The sequence below is a fragment of the Paraburkholderia acidiphila genome (assembly GCF_009789655.1).
In the GTDB taxonomy this organism is placed as follows: domain Bacteria; phylum Pseudomonadota; class Gammaproteobacteria; order Burkholderiales; family Burkholderiaceae; genus Paraburkholderia; species Paraburkholderia acidiphila.
Genome location: NZ_CP046909.1, coordinates 677,042 through 695,357, shown reverse-complemented (window position 1 = coordinate 695,357; position 18,316 = coordinate 677,042). Strand labels below are relative to the sequence as shown.

Sequence of the window (18,316 nt, the reverse complement as noted above, 5' to 3'; positions counted from 1 at the left end):
GGGGGCTGCTCCAAGGGTATTCACCCAGTGATTTGAGAGCGCCTGGTGTCGATCGCTTGAGCGCGTGATACCTCGAGCCTGATCGCTGGGACGCGGAGCTGACCATCTCATTGTGGCTTGCCGCATCTGCCTGCGACTCGCCACAAAAAAAAAGCCGCTCAGGTCGTACCTGAACGGCTTTAGTACCACTGCGTATTTTCATTTGAGCCGGTGGTCGGCTCAAGGAACACGCCTCACGACGTGTCCCCTGCACTTCGATGTAATTTTGGCCTGAGCCTAAATTACATGTCCATGCCCATGCCGCCCATGCCGCCGGGCATGCCGCCAGCCATCGGAGCATCTTCCTTCGGCACTTCAGCAACCGCTGCGTCCGTCGTCAGGAGCAGGCCAGCAACCGAAGCTGCGTTTTGCAGCGCGGTGCGCGTGACCTTCGTCGGGTCGACCACGCCGGCTTCGACCATGTCGACGTACTCACCCGTCGCTGCGTTGTAGCCGTAGTTGCCCGAACCAGCGGCAACCGCTGCCACGACCACCGACGCTTCTTCGCCGCCGTTCGTGACGATCTGGCGCAGCGGCTCTTCCATCGCGCGCAGGACGATCTTGATACCGGCGTCCTGGTCTGCGTTGGCGCCCTTCACGCTGGCGATTGCCGTACGTGCACGGATCAGCGCAACGCCGCCGCCCGGGACGATGCCTTCTTCAACGGCAGCGCGGGTTGCGTGCAGCGCGTCTTCCACGCGTGCCTTCTTTTCCTTCATTTCGACTTCGGTCGCAGCGCCAACCTTGATCACGGCAACACCGCCTGCCAGCTTGGCAACGCGCTCTTGCAGCTTTTCACGGTCGTAGTCCGACGTCGCTTCTTCGATCTGGGTACGGATTTGCTTCACGCGGGCTTCGATGGTCGAAGCTTCGCCAGCGCCGTCGATGATCGTCGTGTTTTCCTTGCCCACTTCGATGCGCTTGGCTTGACCGAGTTCGGCCAGCGTTGCCTTTTCGAGCGTGAGACCGGTTTCTTCCGCGATGACTTGACCGCCGGTCAGGATCGCGATGTCTTCCAGCATGGCCTTGCGGCGGTCGCCGAAGCCCGGAGCCTTGACGGCGACAGTCTTCAGGATGCCACGGATGTTGTTGACGACCAGCGTTGCCAGAGCTTCGCCTTCGACGTCTTCGGCGATGATCAGCAGCGGACGGCCAGCCTTCGCGACTTGTTCCAGAACCGGCAGCAGATCGCGGATGTTCGAGATCTTCTTGTCGAACAGCAGGACGAACGGGCTTTCCAGCACGGCGACTTGCTTGTCCGGGTTGTTGATGAAGTACGGCGAGAGGTAGCCGCGGTCGAACTGCATACCTTCGACGACTTCCAGCTCGTCTTGCAGCGACTTGCCGTCTTCGACGGTGATGACGCCTTCCTTGCCGACCTTGTCCATCGCTTCAGCGATACGGTCGCCGATCGACGTGTCGCTGTTGGCCGAGATCGAGCCGACTTGCGCGATTTCCTTGTTGGTCGTGCAGGGCTTGCTGACCTTGCGCAGCTCTTCGATTGCTGCTGCGACGGCCTTGTCGATGCCGCGCTTCAGGTCCATCGGGTTCATGCCCGATGCGACGTACTTCATGCCTTCACGGACGATCGACTGGGCCAGAACCGTAGCCGTCGTCGTGCCGTCACCGGCGTTGTCGCTGGTCTTGGAAGCGACTTCCTTGACCATTTGCGCGCCCATGTTCTGGAGCTTGTCCTTGAGCTCGATTTCCTTTGCGACCGAGACACCGTCCTTGGTGACCGTCGGGCCGCCGAACGAGCGCTCGAGCACCACGTTGCGGCCCTTGGGACCCAGCGTGACCTTCACTGCATTGGCGAGAATGTTCACGCCTTCAACCATCTTGGAACGGGCGGAATCGCCGAACACGACGTCTTTAGCTGCCATCTTCTAACTCCTTGAATTCTTGATGAATATGCTGTGGGCTGAGCTTACTTCTGCACCACGGCCATGATGTCTTCTTCACGCATCACGAGCAGTTCGTTGCCATCGACCTTGACGGTCTGGCCAGCGTACTTGCCGAACAGGACGCGATCGCCGACCTTGACGTCGAGTGCGATCAGGGAGCCCTTGTCGTCACGCTTGCCCGGGCCCGTGGCCAGGACTTCACCTTGATCCGGCTTTTCTGCCGCTGCGTCCGGGATCACGATGCCCGAAGCGGTCTTGGTTTCTTGATCCAGGCGCTTGACGATCACGCGATCATGCAAAGGACGAAGGTTCATGGATAGATCCTCTCTTGATTAGGACTTGAAGCGAGTCAAGAAAACCTGGCTGCCGGCAACCGCCAGCCAGAGATGTTGTTAGCACTCTCGTGCGGTGAGTGCTAATTATATGGACGGGGGATGACAAATTCAAGAAGTGGGGCGGAACGCGGAAATGCGGCCTCGAGAGGAACGATCGGCAGGCCGGAATGCGCTTCCAGCGCGCATTATTTTTCAATAAAAACAATAAGTTGGCGCACAAAAATGGGCTTCGCCCGCCATGCTCAATGACGCTCCCACGCACGCGCGGAGGCTTCCGGAATGCCTCTTGGGGAAATCCCCAATCTCTGCAATACCGAGCAAATCGATTCAAGGGTCAGAAGCACTGCGGCCATGCGACGCCTGGCGACCCAGTCCATTGATAGAACCCCATTTTAATGCTTGGGCCGGGTTTTATGCGTCGTTGCCCGCGCTTTGACTACGCTTCAGTCAGCGTGCCCGGTTCCAGGCATCGGGCTCCAGTGCGCGCGCGCGGACGATGACGAAGAACATCGCAACGATGCCGACGTAATAGGTAATCCAGATCGGGTTGAGCGCAACGATCGCCACCACTACGCCGGTCCCGATCACATGCCGGATGAACCAGACGCGGTTGGGATCGGCCGGTCCCGGCCACGGGCGATTCCAGACGAGCGCCGCCATCGCAAGAACGGGCACGATCAGCAGCAACGCATGCGTGCGCTCGACGACCGGCGAGATCATCAACGGCAGCAGCGCGGCGCACGCAATCTCGCGATACCGGTCGGGTCTTGCGTTCCAGGTGATCGACGCGAAAGCCGCCAGCACCAGCAGTACGTACAGGGCGGCCACCGCCGACACCAGCGTGTGCGGCACGGCAAGCCCGAGATCGGCGAGCACGCGTTCGAGCACACCGCGAAACGCGCTGTTCCATGGCGCCGGGCCGAATTCCGCCGTGACTTTCATCGCCGCCGGTAGCGACTGGAACGGATAGCGCAGCACCACGTCCCAACCGGTAACCGCCGCCGTGAGCAACGTGCCCGCCACGGCGGTCAGCAGCGCCGACACATTGAGCCGCCAGTCCTTGCGCAGCAGAAAGAACAGCGCAATCGCGGCGGGGCTCATCTTCAGGATGATCGCAATGCCGATCGGCACACCGGCCAGCCAGCTGTTGCGGCGTTCGTAGCGCAGATAGAACGTCGATACCGCGAGAAAAAGGATCGGCAAGTTCGATTGCCCGAACTGCACTTCGAGATAAAGCGGATGACTGAGCGCGCCAATCGCGAGCGAGAACAGAAAAAAGCGCTGACGTGCACCGGCCTTGTCGTCAGGCACCAATACCGTCGCGAGCATCCAGAGCGACGCGACGAACAGCACGCCCCCCGACACGAGCCAGACGATTTTCGCGGGCCCCAGGCCCAGCGCGCCGAGCGGCGAGAGCAGCACCGCGAACTGCGGCGGATACCCGTAGACATCGTGACGGCCCCGGTCGATGCCGGCACCGAGCGCGTCGAGACGGTCGAACAGATAGCCCCGGTCGTAAAGCCGCCCGATTTCGCTTAGATGATTGTGGACGGTGTCGAACGCAAAGTAGAAAAAGTTGAAGTCCGCCTGGTCGTGCGCGAGGCCGAGCCGCGCGAAGTTCTGCACCGTCATCCACACCTTCAGCGCAAAACAGGCGAGCGCAATCAGACCGAACAGCCACCACCACTTGTTGCGAGCCCAGCCGGCCCGTTCGGCCCATCGTCCGTCATCGTGCTCGAGCCTCAGTTTCGAACTCATCCTTGCGTTTCCCCGGTCGGTGAACGAACAGCCTGCCGCTCACCTGGCGTAGTGTCCGTACGTCTAGCCACAGAGTCGCGCGCGCAGGCCAGCGCACAGGTACGCCCATGTGCCCGAGGTACCCGAAGTGCAAGCCGCACATTCAGCGCCCCTGCGCCACCGAGGCATAGCGGCCGCTATAGAACACGAGCGGCGCGTCCTCCTCGAGCGAAAACGACAACACCTCGCCGACAAACAGCGTGTGATCCCCGCATGGATGCCGGTCGACCATACGCGCGGCAAAGCGGGCAAGCGCGCGATGCAGCAGCGCGACGCCTCCGAGCCCTTCCACTTCGGTGAAGCACGGCGCGAGCCAGTCTTGTGGCTCGCCGGCAAAGTGCCGGCTATGCGACTCCTGCTCTTCGGAAAGCACGCTCACGCCGAACAGATCGGCCTGCATCATGCGCGCATGCATGCGCGCGTGATGTCCCACCGAAACGACGATGAGCGGCGGTTTGAGCGACCCGGACATGAACGCGTTCGCCGTCATCGCGTGCAGCGCTTCGCCCGTGCCCGTGGAAATCACCACGACGCCGGTGGCGAAGCGGCCGAGCGCGTTGCGCAGGCGGCGTTCGTCGAGGCCGCCACAGGAGGTGGGGCTTTCAGCGCTGCGTTGTGCGATCGCGTGCATTGTCGCTCTCCCGCAAGCGGCCGTGTTCGTTGTCAAAGCGCACGATGTGGTCTCCTCGCGCCGTGTAGTGGCGCACGGCTCATTGAATCCTCATGGCCGTTGCGCATCTGTACGTACACACACAGATCCGCCACCGTCGCCGAAAACCGCACTGCGTATTACTGCGCCCTGGGCTTGCGCGCGATGAAATGAAACCAGAACGCGTCGCTCGTGGTCTTTTCAGCGGGAATGCGCTGACCATCGCAGCTGCCAAACACCGCGTCGATTTCGAAGCCGAGTGAGTTCAACTGCCGCCGTTGCTCGGGCAGCGTCGTATACACGATCACAATGCCGAAGTAATGCGCGGCCGCGGTCTTGATCGAATAGCCCGGATAGTTGCGATGAAACCGCACGTGACGCAGATAGTTGTACGACGCGAGCGGAAGCACGCGCATCGAGCGCAGCGTGCGCCAGCCAAAGCGCAACGGGTTGAACGAAAAGCGCGGCAGCAGCTTCCAGACGCTTTCCTGAAAGCCCGGACCTTCGCGGTTGTGCGTGGAAAACAGCACGAGCCCGCCGGGACGCGTGACGCGATACATCTCCTTGAGAATACGCACGCGGTCGTCATAGCCCACACAGTCGATGCCGTTCCAGCTGAACGCCGTGAGCGCGAAGTGGTCCGACGGCAGCTCTGCCATGTCGCGCGCGTCCATGTGGCGCAAGTCGAGACCCGGAAAGCGCGCGCTCGCCTGCTCGAGCAGCTTTGCCGTGTAGTCGATGCCCGTGTACTTCTGCGAAATCCGCAACATCAGCGGAATCGTGCGGCCCGCGCCAATGCCGATGTCGAGAATCGGCTCGCCCGCGCACTCGGCATACACCCAGTCGAACGCGGCTTCTTCGCCGAGATCCGTGAAGGTCTTGCCCATCGTGAATTCGCGCATGGCATCGTGCGAGTTCCACGCGCGCTGGTTGATCTGGTCCAGCGGAAGCTCAATGTTCATTGATGCGCTCCATCAAGATGAGAACTGCAAGTAACCTGGCTTGCTCGCTCGACCGCCACACGCGGCCGCGCAACCGGCACGGGGCCGTGCCATGCTGTTTCGTCCTGCGTCTGCCGCTGGCAGAAACGCTCGAAAAACCACTGCCGCGCGTCGGCCATCGCCGCCTCGCGCGCGGCCTGCGTGAAAAGCGCGTGATCGAGTTTCGGCAACGTCGTCGCGCGCACGTGTGTGAAGCCGCGCAAACCGCCCATCTTCGCGCCGAACTGGACCTTGAGTTCGTCGAGACCGAGGTCGTAGTCGCCGTACACGAGCCGCACGTCCGCGCCCTTTGCATGAATCCGCTGCATCAGGCGGCGCGCCTCGCCCGGCGCCGGCGACCAGCCTGTCGTCGCGTCGATGAAGTCCACCACACGGCGGGTCATCGTGCGGGTGAAGCGCTGCGCGAGGCCATTGACCACGCGCGCAAGCGAAGTCTCGCCGCGCAGCACCTTTTTCCACTTCTCGGCGCTCAACGCGGATTGCCGCAGCACGCGGTTCGACGCAAGACCCGTCGTGCCCGGCGTGCGGTCCGCGCCGTCCCAGATGAACTTCTGCAGGTTCACGCCGAAGCTGCCGACAACATTCGGATGCTGCGCGCAGGCGTGCAGGCCGACAAAGGCGCCGCCGCACACGCCGAACACGACCACGCGAGCATGGCCGCGCGCCACGAGCCAGTCGGCGCCGCGCGCTGCATCCGCTGAGGATTCCTGAGAATAGATCGTGTCGAGCGTGACAGATCGCGCGGCCGGCGAGCTGTCGCCGAGACCGCCCAGATCCATTCTCAGCGACGCAATACCGAGCGCCGCCAGCCGCCGCGCGAACAGCACGAAAATCCGACCGTCGCCGATGTGGTGGCTCGCGCCCGTATTGAGGAACAGCACGGCGGGCGCGTCCGCGCGCGGCGCGGCGCTCTGGCAGTGCATGCCGAAGTAGTCGCCGAAAACCACCGGCTGCTCGATGAATTCCGTAGCGGCGAGCTGCGGTTGCGGCCAGTCACGCCGTTCGAACGCGCTCGCCGCGCTTGCGCCCTCGCGCGACGGCGCATCGGCGAGCCACTGCGTCACGGCATCGAATGCAACGACCGGCTCTTCGCTGTATAGCGCTTCGACCAGGAAACGGTCTGCCTCGTCGAACGACTGGCGCGCCACATCCACGCCATGCGCCGTGTAGTGATCGACGAGCGCGCCGGCGCGCGTGCGGTCGCTCGCATCGAGCAGCAAAACGCGGCGCGCAGGCGCTTTCGTGTCGGCGCGCAGATCGACCGCGCCGAGCCGCGCGATATCGTCGCCATGCAGGCCGAAGCCAAACGCTTCGACGTAGGCCGCCGTTTCGGGAATCGGATCGGCCGTCATGCCTGCCGGCGTGCTCAGCCAGCTCTGCCGATGCGCGCGCAATTCGCGCAGATAGTTGCGACCCGACAACGCGGGCGAAAGCAGCACGAGGCCATCGATGCCGCCGATGCGCTCGCCGGCGAGCGCCGCCAGCGTCGCGCCCAGGCGCAGGCCGCACAGCGACACCTGTGCGACGCCCGTGCGCTCGCGCAGATGGCGCACCGCAGCCCCGATGCTCTCGATCCATGCCTCGACGCGGCCCGGATCCTCCTCGTCGCCGAGCGAGTCGCCCGCGCCCGGATAGTCGAAGCGCAGCACGGGCATGCCGCTCGCCGCGAGGCGCTCGGCAAGACGCCGCCAGCCGCGATGGGTGCACAGCGCGTCATAGCCGAACGGACTGCACAAGACCACCCCATGCCGGCCGTTAGCCGGATGAAGCCAGCCGAAGCAGCCGTCGAAGACGACAGGTTCCATCGGATATCCCTATGCGATGACGCGGCAAGAATGAAGGATGCGTGTGACAGCCGCTCGGGCGCGTCGCGGTACGGGCCCGGCGCGACGCAACGGTGTGGGACAAACCCTTACTAACTGGGGAGGATTTAACCAGACGCCTCGCGGTGTATCTGTACGGCCGGCCACACTGTATGCCGCGCTGCAGCGGCACAATTGGGCCAACGATAAGCGCCGTTTGCTCCGATGAATGCGGCGCTGCGGCCTGGCCCGGCACGCGCCGCCCAACCACCGGATCCGCCCAGCACAAGTCCGCCATGCGAATGACAAACCAGGCTGCCCCGCTCTCGGTAAGCGACGGCGGCGCGCCAGCGAGCATCGATGCGTCCGGCGTCGCGGCGCGCACAGGCGCGCTTTATCGCGACGCGGGCGACGCAGCCGTCACGTCCGATGCGCCCGGCAAAACCGCCGCGCCCGTGCCCTCCTATGCGGCGCCCGAACACCTGCGCGCGCCGAAGTACCGGCCGGATATCGACGGACTGCGCGCCATCGCCGTGCTCTCCGTGCTGGCCTTTCACGCGTTTCCGTCGCAATTGCGCGGCGGTTTCGTCGGCGTCGATCTTTTCTTCGTGATTTCGGGCTTCCTGATCAGCACGATCATCTTCGAGAGCGTCGAGGACGGCCGTTTCAGCTACATCGAGTTCTACATGCGGCGCATCCGCCGCATTTTTCCCGCGCTGGTCGTCGTGCTCGCCGCCTGCCTCGTGGCCGGCTGGTTCCTGCTCATGCCCGAGGAGTATCAGCAGCTCGGCAAGCATCTCGTTGCGGGTGCAGCGTTTCTATCGAATATCGCGCTCTGGCGCGAAGCCGGCTATTTCGACGATACCGCCGCGACCAAGCCGCTGCTGCACTTGTGGTCGCTCGGCGTGGAAGAGCAGTTCTATATATTCTGGCCGCTGCTCGTGAGCTTCGCGTACCGCCGCCGGCTCGGCTTCCCTCTGCTGCTCGGCGGCATCGCCGCCGGGTCCTTCGCCGTGAGCCTCGTCACGTCTGTCTCGGATCCGACCGCGGCGTTCTACTCGCCGCTCTCGCGTTTCTGGGAACTGATGATCGGCGGCTCGCTCGCCTGGCTGCTGCTGCACCGCCCGACCCTCGTGCAGTACGGGCCGCGCGCCTCGAACGTGCTTTCGGCGGCAGGCCTCGTGCTGATCGGCGCGGCGGTCGTGCTGATCAACGAGAACGACGTGTTCCCCGGCTGGCGCGCGCTGCTGCCCACGGTCGGCGCGTTTCTCGTGATCTGCGCGGGGCCGCGCGCGTGGCTCAACAAGAACGTGCTCGGCAATCGCGTGGCCGTTGCGATCGGACTGATCAGCTACCCGCTGTATCTCTGGCACTGGCCCCTGCTCTCGTTCGCGAACATTCTCGCGGGCGGTCTCTTCGTGCCGGTCTCCACGCGCCTCACACTCGTGCTCGCGAGCATCGTGCTTGCCGCGCTGACCTACCGCTTCGTCGAGCTGCCCATCCGCACGAAGAAAGCGAACCGCCGGCAGCTCGGCGCGCTCTGCGTCGCGTTGGCCGTGCTCGGCGTGGCCGGCGCGGTGCTGTTCGCGCGCGCGGGACTGCCCATGCGCGCGGCGGCCGACAATCGCGGCTTCGCGCTGTACACGCAGAACGAGCAGATGCGCCTCGCGCTGCAGCCCGAGCCTTGCCAGCTGCCGGACGCGAAAGCCGACACGTTCTGCACCGCATACAACATGGCCGCCACCGGCAAGCTGATGGTCGTGTGGGGCGACTCGCACGGCGGCGCGTGGCTGCCCGTGCTGCACAGCATCGCCGTGGCGCGCAACATGCGTCTCATGGCGTTCACGCACACCGGCTGCCCGCCGCTGCTCGACACGCGCCGCAGCGACGGCGCGCAGAGCGGGCGCGACTGCAGCCGCCTTGGCCTCGCCGAACCGATCGTCTCGTCCATCGAGCGGCTCAAACCCGCCGTGGTGTTCTACATCGGCCGCTGGAGCCTTTACGGCAACGGCTGGACGCTCTTCGGCGAGTTGCAGAAAGCCACGCACTTTGTGACCACCGATCCGAACGGGACGGCCACGCTCGCAACCTCGCGCGCGGCGCTCTCGAGTCAATTTCCGCTCACCGTGAAGGCGCTCGCCGCGAGCACGCCACGGCTCGTGGTCTTCCAGAACCCGCCGGTGCTGGAAGGCAAACTGCTGCCGCGCTTCTATGCGGATCCCGAGCGCATCGAGCCCTCTGCCGCCGCGAATCTGCGGACCGAGGCATTCGAGCGCAAGCTCGTCGAGTCGGTCGCCGCGATTCCGAACGTGCGCATCTTCGATCCGGTGCCGCGTCTGTGCGCCGGCGCGACCTGCAAGGCGGTGCTCGACGGCGTGCCGGTGTACGGCGACGACAACCACGTGAGCGCGCAAGGTTCGCTGCTGTTCAGGCAAGCCATTCTCGACGCGATGTGATGCCCCTGCTCAACCGATCGATCAAGCAAACGATCAAATAAAAAGCGCGCTCATGGAAAAAGCCGTCCTCCGCAACATCGTCATCAACTTCGCCGGGCTCATCGCGCCGACGCTCGTTTCGTTGATGACCGTACCGGCCTACATCAAGCTGCTGGGCGTCGAGCGCTACGGCGTGATCAATCTCGTGTGGGCGCTAATCGGCTACTTCAGCCTGCTCGATCTGGGCACGAGCCTCGCCACCGAAAACCAGATCGCCAAGGTGCGCGACGCCGAAGGCGACGCCGTCGAGCGGATCTTCTTCGGCGCATGCTTTCTGAACCTGTGCACCGGCATCATCGGCGGACTCGTCGTGTGGACGTGCGCGTCGTTCTACATCACGTACGCCATGCACATCGAGCCCGTGTTCCGCCACGAGCTGATGAGCATCCTGCCGTGGATCGCCGTGGCCGTGCCGCTCGCGAACGTCACATGGGTGTTCGCAGGCGCGATCACGGCCGTCGAGCGCTTCGGCAGCTACAACACGAATCAGACGCTCGGCACGTTCCTGTTCCAGGTGCTGCCGCTGGCCGCCGCCTGGTGGCTCTCGCCCACGCTTTCGGTGGCGATTCCGGCCGCAGTCATTGCGCGCCTGATCGCGGGCGTGCTGCTCGGCTTCGCCACCTTCCGCGCGCTCGGCATCACGCGCCTGCGCATGCCCGAGCGCAAGGTCATGGCCGATCTGTTCGCCTACGGCAAATGGACGCTGCTCTTCTCGGGCGCGGGCGCGATTGCCGGCACGCTCGACCGCGTGCTGGTCGGCGCGATTCTGGGCGCGCGCTATGTGACCTATTATTCCGCGCCGCAGAACCTCGTCACGCGCCTGAACATGCTGCCTTCCGCCATGCTGCGCACGCTGTTCCCGCGCCTTTCCGCCTCGACGCACGAAGACGCGCACAAGCTCGCGCGCGACGCGCTCGCGTTCCTGAACGGCGTATTCACGCCGTGCATGATCGTGGCACTCTTCGCGCTCAAGCCGTTCCTCGAGATCTGGCTCGGCGCGGCCATCGCCGAGGCCGCGGCGCCGGTCGGGCGCGTGCTCGTCATCGGCGTATGGCTCGCGGGGCAATCAGGCATCCTCGGCATCCTGATCCAGGCGCAGGCGAACCCACGCAGCGTCGCGCGCGTCAGCTGGCTGCAGCTGCCCTTCTTCGCCGCCGCGCTCTGGGGCGCGACACACGCGTTCGGCCTCGTCGGCACGGGCACGGTCGTCGTCGCCAAAGCGCTGTGCGATTACGTCGTCTACACGTACTTCGCCCGCGTGCAAACGCGCGACATCGTCGGCAACATGCTCACGCACCTCGCGTTCCTCGTCGTCGCCTTTGCCCTCGCCTGTCTGCCGCTCGGCATCGCGGCGGCAGCGGCTATCGCGTTCGCCACGATGGCGGCCAATCTCGCGCTGTCACTGCATCAATCGGCGGAACTGCGCAAGCTCGTGCGGCACTTCGTGATGCGCACGCGCGTGGCGCAAGGCCAGGATCGGCTGACGTGATGGTTGGGGGATGAGGAACCCCGCCGACGGGTCGGCACGCGTGAGCGGCAGGTGCCGCTCACAGCGTACGCTTTAGCCAGCGGTGCCCACGCGCCAGACCTTCGAGAGCCGCACGATGGGCCCAAGCTGCGAAAGCGCGCGGCGCTTCGCGAGGAAAACGGTCAGGTGGCAGAAATAAACGGTGAGGAACGCCGCGCAGCGCATGAGGCTCGGCTCGATGATCCAGTAACGCTTCACGCCGATATAAAGCCTCGCCGCCTCGCAGCTCAATTGATATCGCGAGAGGCCAGTACGCCCCGAGTCGCCGTTCAGCACGCCGCTGCCTGGCATCGTGTCGCGCGAGCGCAGCGCCGGCTCGAGTTCGATCGTGTAGCCCTGGCGCAGCGCGCGCAGGGCGAGTTCCGCGTCTTCGGTGCCGAAGAAAATGTTCTCGTCCCAGCCGCTGCCCGCGAATAGCGCCAGCGGAAACACCGAGGCGTGCAGGTTCACGCACTGCGGCTCCTCGCCCTCTTCGAAATAGCAGGCGAACGACAGGCGCAGCGAGCGGCATTCGTGCAGATGCGGCCCGCTCGACGCGCCGCCGGTGAGAATCGCCTTGTCGCGCCGGGCCGGCGCGATTTGCGCGAGACGGTTGCCGGCTGCGGCGAAGAAGTCGCGCTCCACGAGGATGTCGTCGTCGATGAACGAAACGTGCGTGCAACCGGCGCTGTGCTTGAGGCAATGGCGCACGGCGTTGTTGCGGTTCGCACACACGCCGCGCCGCGGCCCGGCCAGATACACGCCGTTGCCGGCCGCACGCACCACGGCTTCGTTCGCGGCGCGCATGGCCGGGTCCGCCGAGTCGTCGCTCACGACGATGCACGCCGGTGGCGGATCGCATTCGGCGAGGCGCGCGAGACACGCGGCGAGCACCTCGGCGCGGTTCATCGTCGTCACGCACACGGCAAAGCGCGGCTCGATCAGCGAGCCCGCCTGTCCCCACCGGCTCATGGCAACACCTTGTGCGACTGCGTATGCGACTGAGTATGCGACTGCCCCCCGGCCACGGCCGCGCGGCCGCGCGGCGAACGCGCCGTCGCGAGCGCCTGCTCGTAGAGCGCCACATAGCCGTCGCACACGGTCTGCGCGGAGAATTGGCCGAGATTGCTCTGACCGCGCTCGGCCAGCAGCGCGCGAAACGCGGGATCGTCGAGCAGGCGCACGATGGCCTGGGTGAGCGCCTGCGGCGCTCCCGCCGGCACGAGCAGCGCGGCCTCTTCGCCGCCGACCATCTCGGGATTGCCGTCCACGCGCGTCGCCACCACGGCGCAGCCGGACTCGCGCGCCTCGCACAGCACGAGCCCGCCGGGCTCGCGGTGCGCGGCGTTCACGAACACGTCCGTTTGCGCGAGATATCCCGTCGGATTGGCGACGAAACCGGTAAAGTGCGCACGCTCGGCCACGCCGAGCTCGCGCGCGAGCGCTTGCATCATCTCGCGATCGGGCCCGTCGCCAACGAGATAGAGATGCGCATGCGCAAAGCGCTCCGGCAGCGCGGCGAACGCGCGCAGCAGGTCATGAATGCCCTTGCGCTCGTACATGCCGGCCACCGTCGTGATGGCGGGCCGGTGCAGCTCGGGCGCGGGCCCCAGCGGCAAGCCGCTGCGGCGCGGCGAGCCCACGGTGCCGTTGCGCACGACCGCGAGCTTGGCTGCCGGCACGCCGCGCGCTTCCATGGACTTCGCGACGACGCCCGTCACGGCCACGACACGGTCCGCGAGCCGCATCAGCACGGCGCTCTTCTGGAACTCGTTGTGCACGGTCGCGAACAGCGCGTAAGGCCGGCGCACGCAGGCGAAGCGCGCGAGCATCGTGCCCGTCACCATGTGCGCGTGCACGATGTCCGGCTGGAAGTCCCGCACGAGGCGCCGATAGCCCGCGAGCATGGCCGGCGCGCGCCGCAGCTTGCGCGATTGCGGCACGTGCACATGACGCACGCCATAGCGCGCGTAGAGCGATTCGAATTCGCCGCCCGAGGACGCGACGACCACGTCGTGGCCCGCCTGCGCCTGCAGGCAAGCGAGGTCCGTCATCATGTTGACGATGCCGTTGCCGATCAGCTGAGCGTGATTGGCCAGATGGATGATTTTCATGCTGCGCCCAGGTGCGTCCCGCGGTGAGAAAAGCGGCTTCGTGCCGCCGTTTCGCCTGACCGGCGCACGACCACGGCGCGCCGGCAACATGCCGATCATGAAAGGGGCGCGCTTGTGCGTCTGTGCGGCTGCGCTCGCTCGCGCGCGAGCGGCCTCGCCGGCGCTCATTCAGCTTTCGTCGAGCACCTCGCGATACACCGCAGCCACTTGCGAGGCCACCGCCGCGTAGTCGAAACGGCTGCGCGCGTACTGGCGGCAGCTTTCGGCATCCGGTAGCGGGTGCGTGCCGAGCAGGCAATCGACAATGCCGCGGCCGATTGCGTTAAAGCCGATGGAGGGCAGCACCAGCCCTTCGGAGAGCGGGGCGACCGCCTCGGGCAAGCCGCCCACCGGCGTCACCAGCACCGGCGTGCCCGCCGCCAGCGACTCGACCGTGGTCAGCCCAAAGCCTTCCAGCGTGACAGTGGGCACAACGCTCAGATCGGCGGCGCGATACCACAGGGGCAAATCCTCGTCGGCCACGTAGCCCGCGAGCGTGACGTGAGATTCCAGACCGCGCGCGGCGATGCGAGCCCGCAGCGGGGCGTCCAGCATGCCTTTGCCGGCGATCGTGAGATGCACGTCCGGCACGGACTGCTTGACCACGAACATCGCGTCGATCAGATCCTCCAGACCCATGCGCGGCACGAGGCGGCGAATGCAGAAAAGCTGCGGCCGGTCCTGATGCAGCCCAAGACGCTCACGCGCTTGTACTTTCGTGAGCGGCGAGTCGAAGCGCGCCACGTCGACACAGCCGGGCACCACCCGGATCGACTCCTCCGGTATGCGGTACCCGGTTTGCAGCACGCGCCCGAACGCGTTCGAGAGCACGATATGCCGGCGTGCGCCGCGATAGACGGTTTGCTCGATCGCGTGCCGCACGGCATGCGAGAGCTTGCCGCGGCCGGACGCCGACGATTCGGCGGCCCACGGTCCGTGGAAATGCACGACGCGCGGCACGCGTGCGAACACGCCGATCGTGGGCGCCGCGTAGAGCGCGAAATGGCTGGCCACGATGTCGGGCGCACGGGCGCGCTTGAGGCGAATCGAGTGACGGCGCGCGCCGCGCAGCCGGGCGCCCAGGCCGTCGCCCTCGCCGGCGAACACCTGCACCACGCCGTTGGTTTGCGTCTGCACGTTCCCCGTGCCGGCCACGAGGCCGCGCACGTCCACGCCCTGCGCCGGCAGGGACTCGATCAGGGCCATGAACATCCGGTCGAGTCCGCCTGGGCGCTCCCGAAACCAGTGCATGCCGATCTGCAGCGAGTCGATGCGCCCGGTCATGATCGCGCCGAAATGGCCGGCGACGGGACCTGCGCGCGCCTCGCCTGATCGCTGCGCACGATCTCCTCGTACAGCGCGAGATAGCGTTCGGCCATGGCCTGCCACGTGAGCGTTTTGGCGAGTTCGCGCGCCGCGCGCCCCATTTCGCGCGCGTACTCACGGTCGCGCGCGACACGTTCGATGGCGCGCGCAAGCCCTTCCACGTCTTCGGGACTGTCGAGCACCACGCCGCAACGGCTGTCGATCACTTCGGAGCCGCCGGCTGTCGCCACCGTGATGACGGGCAGCCCCGCCGCCAGCGCTTCGAGCATCACGAGGCTCATCGCTTCGTAGCGCGAAGGAAATACGAAGGCGTCGACCGAGCGCATCAGCGCGGGCATGTCCTTCACGAGATCGAGGAAATGCACGCGATCGGCCACGCCAAGCTCGCGCGCGAGCGCGGGATAAGGACTGTTGCGCAAAATTCCCGCCACGGCGAGATGCACGTGCGCGGGCGCTTTCACCAGTGCGCGCAGCACGGCGTCGAGATTCTTGCGCGACACGCGCAGGTCGCCCGCGAAGAGCAGCATGAACGGCTCGCCTGGAAGTCCGAAACGTTCGCGCTCGCTTGCGCCCGGCGCGAACTGCCGGGCGTCGACGCCGTTGTGGATCACCCGCAGGCTGGTCGGCTCGATGCCGAGCGCGCGCACCTCGTCGCCCACCTTGTGCGACACCGGCACGACGACGCGCGCGCGGCGAAACGCCCAGCGCTCGCACCATGCGTTCAGCCGCGTATAGATGACCTGATACGCGCCATACCAGCCGCCCGCGAGCCTGAACGGATAAAAGCCGCAGCGATACCAGCCGTCGTGCACGAAATGCACGGCGTTCACATCCGCGCGCGTCCAGGTGATGAAACCGTTGACGTGCACGATGTCGAAGTCGCGGCGGTGAGCGCGGATCCACGCGCCGCTCTTGATCGCGAACATCTGGTATTGCAGGAGGCGGCTCGGCAGGCGGCTTTCGGGGACCGGCACGTGACGCACCGAAGGATGCGCGAGCAGTTCCGGCGCGACCATCGACGACACGATCGTCACATGATGACCCGCGGCCAGCAGCGCGCGCGCGATCTCGTAGTTCACGCGGCCCTGCCCGTCGTTATCTCTCACGACATGCGTGACGATCAGCACGCGCAACGCGTTAGCGCCCATCATGCGGCCTCCCGTTTGCGCGCGCGGCCGATGGCCAGATTGCGCCGCTGCTGTTCCTGCGCATAGCGCACGCCGATCACCGGCATCACCACGCCGAACATGAAGTACATCCCGCTGGCCCCTTGCATCGTATCGATCATCACCATGATGGCGAGAATGGAGATCGCCGCGCCCACGCCGCTGATCGCGAAGCGGTCCCCCGGGCGCGAAAGGCTCGCGAGAAAGGCTCGCCAGAGCAGCGCGAAGAGCCCCGCCACGTAAAGCAGTCCACCGGGCCAGCCGAGCACCCACATCACGTCCACGACGCCGCTGTCGAGTGACGCGATGATCTGCGCGTGAGGGTCGGCGAGCTTGGAAGCGAGGCCTGTCGACCCCATGCCATGGCCGGCGAAGCTCTCTTCGGCGATCGCGGAGAAGTTCGTATAGAAGCCCTGGCGCGCCTGGAAACTGTTGTCGTCGCTCAGGTTGCCGATCGTGGACATGCGCCTGACGATCGGCGCGCTGATCTGATCGATCATCAGCATCGGGGTGCACAGGCCCGCGAACAGGAAAACGGCCATGACGAGGCGCAGTCGGCTGCGCACATCGAGCATCGCAAGCGGATAGATGAGGCCGATGACGAGCGCGCCCCATGACGTGCGCACCGCCGTGAACAGGAGCGCCGGGACACCCGCCACACCGGCGGCAATTTTCATCTTGCTGCGCGAGGCGAGCGACATGAGCAGGCCAACCATCATCGTGATCGCAAACGGCCCAGTCGAGTTCATCGTGCTGCAAATACGCATGCCGAACGGCACGGGCGTGCCCGACGACGAGTCCATGCCCGACTTCACGAGCCAGAACACGGTCCACGGCGGCGGCGATACGTACTGGTAGATGCCGTAGAAGCCCATCAGGATCGTGCCGTAGATGAAAGTCTTGAACAGCACCCGCCGAAATAGCGGATAAAGCCGCCAGTTCAGCTGGATGTACCAGCCGATGAAGATCGGCTGCAGCCAGCCGATCACGGTGAAGGTCGCGGGCATGATGCCGAACTGGGCCACGCCCATCACGTAGCCGTACATCACGGCGATCAGCATCATGAGCAACGGCGCGGCGCGGCGTTGGCCGAGCTGACGATAATTCAGCACCATCGAAAGACCGCTCACGCATGCCGCGAAAATCGGCGTCGTCATGATGATGCTGGTCGAGTTGAACACCCCGTTGTAGTAGTCGGCGAAGCGTCGCACTTCCGGCGTGAGGAAGAACAGCCAGCACACGAACGAGAGATAGTGGGCAGGGTAGCGCCGGTACAGCCAGAACGAGACCGCGACCCCCATCGGCATGAAGGTCAGTTCGAGCAGGCGCCCCTGATGCGCGAGGATCAGGACGAACGTGATCATGAACACGCCGAACGGCATCGCGAACGGACCGGTCAGATAGCTCGACCTCGAGCGCGCACGGGCCGGCGCGCGAGCGCTCGCGCGCACCGGAGCGCGCGCGGAACCCGTGCCTGGCAAGGCGCCAGGCATCGACCCGGGAATAGCAGTAGCCTCGCTCATCTCTCGCCCTCAGAGCAACTCGAAGGTGCTTGCCGCGGAAAGCGCGCCGCGCTCGCGCCGGCGCGCGGCGAACGTGCCATGCTCGCCGCGCATCTGCCGCACGAGCCCGATGAACGGCATGCCGTGCTCCAGAAACGGCCCTTCCGTCTTGCGAAAGCCGAACTGCTCGTAAAACCCTCTGAGGCTCGCCGGGGCGCTCACGCGCACGGCGCGCCCGGGCCAGCGCTGCACGATCGCCGCGAGCGAGCGCTCGATCAGCATTTCCGCCGTGCCGTCGCCGCGCCGCGCGGGGCTCGTGAGCACCTTGTCGATGGTGATTTCGGGGTCCTCGGCGTCGCCGGGCTGGATGCGCGCATAGGCGACCACCGGCATGGGACGGCCCATGTCCTCCACGGCGAACACATGCAGAGCGCGCTCGTCATGCCCGTCGGCGTCGAGACATACGTGGGATTGTTCGACAACGAACACAGCGCTACGCGCCCGCATGACCAGATACAGCTCGCGTGCCGTGAACTGTTCGAATTCGAGCGTTTTCCAGTTCATTGATCCTCCTCAAGCTTTCGTTCCTGTTGCGACACGCGGTGTCGCCATGGCCACACGTTACGCCTCGCGACCCGTC

14 protein-coding genes are annotated in these 18,316 nt (G+C 65.6%); 2 read left to right on the top strand and 12 right to left on the bottom strand.

Annotated features, from left to right (window positions below):
* Positions 1-281: 281 nt before the first annotated feature.
* The 6 genes from groL to FAZ97_RS03090 form a co-directional block, all read right to left on the bottom strand.
* Positions 282-1,922 carry a chaperonin GroEL gene (gene groL / locus FAZ97_RS03115; protein ID WP_158757144.1) on the bottom strand — a complete coding sequence of 547 codons (1,641 nt, stop codon included), beginning with the start codon at positions 1,920-1,922 and terminating at the stop codon, positions 282-284.
* A 44-nt stretch (positions 1,923-1,966) separates the two neighbouring features.
* On the bottom strand, positions 1,967-2,257 hold the full coding sequence (locus tag FAZ97_RS03110) for a co-chaperone GroES (protein ID WP_027816722.1): 291 nt from the start codon (positions 2,255-2,257) through the stop codon (positions 1,967-1,969).
* A gap of 468 nt (positions 2,258-2,725) precedes the next feature.
* Positions 2,726-4,036, bottom strand: coding sequence for a glycosyltransferase family 87 protein (locus FAZ97_RS03105; protein ID WP_158757143.1), 1,311 nt, complete (start codon positions 4,034-4,036; stop codon positions 2,726-2,728).
* Between the two features lie 142 nt (positions 4,037-4,178).
* Positions 4,179-4,706 (bottom strand): flavin reductase family protein, encoded by a 528-nt coding sequence (locus tag FAZ97_RS03100; RefSeq protein ID WP_158757142.1) that lies wholly within the window; start codon positions 4,704-4,706, stop codon positions 4,179-4,181.
* 158 nt (positions 4,707-4,864) lie between these two features.
* Positions 4,865-5,686 (bottom strand): class I SAM-dependent methyltransferase, encoded by an 822-nt coding sequence (locus tag FAZ97_RS03095; protein WP_158757141.1) that lies wholly within the window; start codon positions 5,684-5,686, stop codon positions 4,865-4,867.
* On the bottom strand, positions 5,683-7,530 hold the full coding sequence (locus FAZ97_RS03090) for a serine aminopeptidase domain-containing protein (protein ID WP_158757140.1): 1,848 nt from the start codon (positions 7,528-7,530) through the stop codon (positions 5,683-5,685). Before FAZ97_RS03090 ends, FAZ97_RS03095 begins: the two co-directional genes overlap by 4 nt.
* 293 nt (positions 7,531-7,823) lie before the next feature.
* Between FAZ97_RS03090 and FAZ97_RS03085 the strand changes: the two genes are divergently transcribed.
* Positions 7,824-9,983: an acyltransferase family protein gene (locus tag FAZ97_RS03085; protein ID WP_233271622.1), complete on the top strand. Its 2,160-nt coding sequence runs from the start codon at positions 7,824-7,826 to the stop codon at positions 9,981-9,983.
* 52 nt (positions 9,984-10,035) lie between these two features.
* Positions 10,036-11,511 carry an oligosaccharide flippase family protein gene (locus tag FAZ97_RS03080; protein ID WP_158757139.1) on the top strand — a complete coding sequence of 492 codons (1,476 nt, stop codon included), beginning with the start codon at positions 10,036-10,038 and terminating at the stop codon, positions 11,509-11,511.
* A gap of 72 nt (positions 11,512-11,583) precedes the next feature.
* Here the strand turns inward: FAZ97_RS03080 and FAZ97_RS03075 are convergent, their stop codons facing one another.
* The 6 genes from FAZ97_RS03075 to FAZ97_RS03050 form a co-directional block, all read right to left on the bottom strand.
* Entirely contained in the window at positions 11,584-12,501 is a 918-nt protein-coding gene (locus tag FAZ97_RS03075) for a glycosyltransferase family 2 protein (RefSeq protein WP_158757138.1), read from the bottom strand.
* Positions 12,498-13,643 carry a glycosyltransferase family 4 protein gene (locus tag FAZ97_RS03070; protein ID WP_158757137.1) on the bottom strand — a complete coding sequence of 382 codons (1,146 nt, stop codon included), beginning with the start codon at positions 13,641-13,643 and terminating at the stop codon, positions 12,498-12,500. The genes FAZ97_RS03075 and FAZ97_RS03070 overlap by 4 nt, the downstream gene beginning before the upstream one ends.
* Positions 13,644-13,811: 168 nt before the next feature.
* Positions 13,812-14,966 (bottom strand): glycosyltransferase family 4 protein, encoded by a 1,155-nt coding sequence (locus tag FAZ97_RS03065; RefSeq protein ID WP_158757136.1) that lies wholly within the window; start codon positions 14,964-14,966, stop codon positions 13,812-13,814.
* Positions 14,963-16,141 carry a glycosyltransferase family 4 protein gene (locus FAZ97_RS03060; RefSeq protein WP_158759031.1) on the bottom strand — a complete coding sequence of 393 codons (1,179 nt, stop codon included), beginning with the start codon at positions 16,139-16,141 and terminating at the stop codon, positions 14,963-14,965. Before FAZ97_RS03060 ends, FAZ97_RS03065 begins: the two co-directional genes overlap by 4 nt.
* A gap of 14 nt (positions 16,142-16,155) precedes the next feature.
* Positions 16,156-17,697: a glycosyltransferase family protein gene (locus FAZ97_RS03055; protein ID WP_158757135.1), complete on the bottom strand. Its 1,542-nt coding sequence runs from the start codon at positions 17,695-17,697 to the stop codon at positions 16,156-16,158.
* A gap of 9 nt (positions 17,698-17,706) precedes the next feature.
* A complete protein-coding gene (locus FAZ97_RS03050; protein ID WP_158757134.1) occupies positions 17,707-18,240 on the bottom strand; it encodes a GNAT family N-acetyltransferase in 534 nt (177 codons plus the stop codon).
* Between the last annotated feature and the right edge of the window lie 76 nt (positions 18,241-18,316).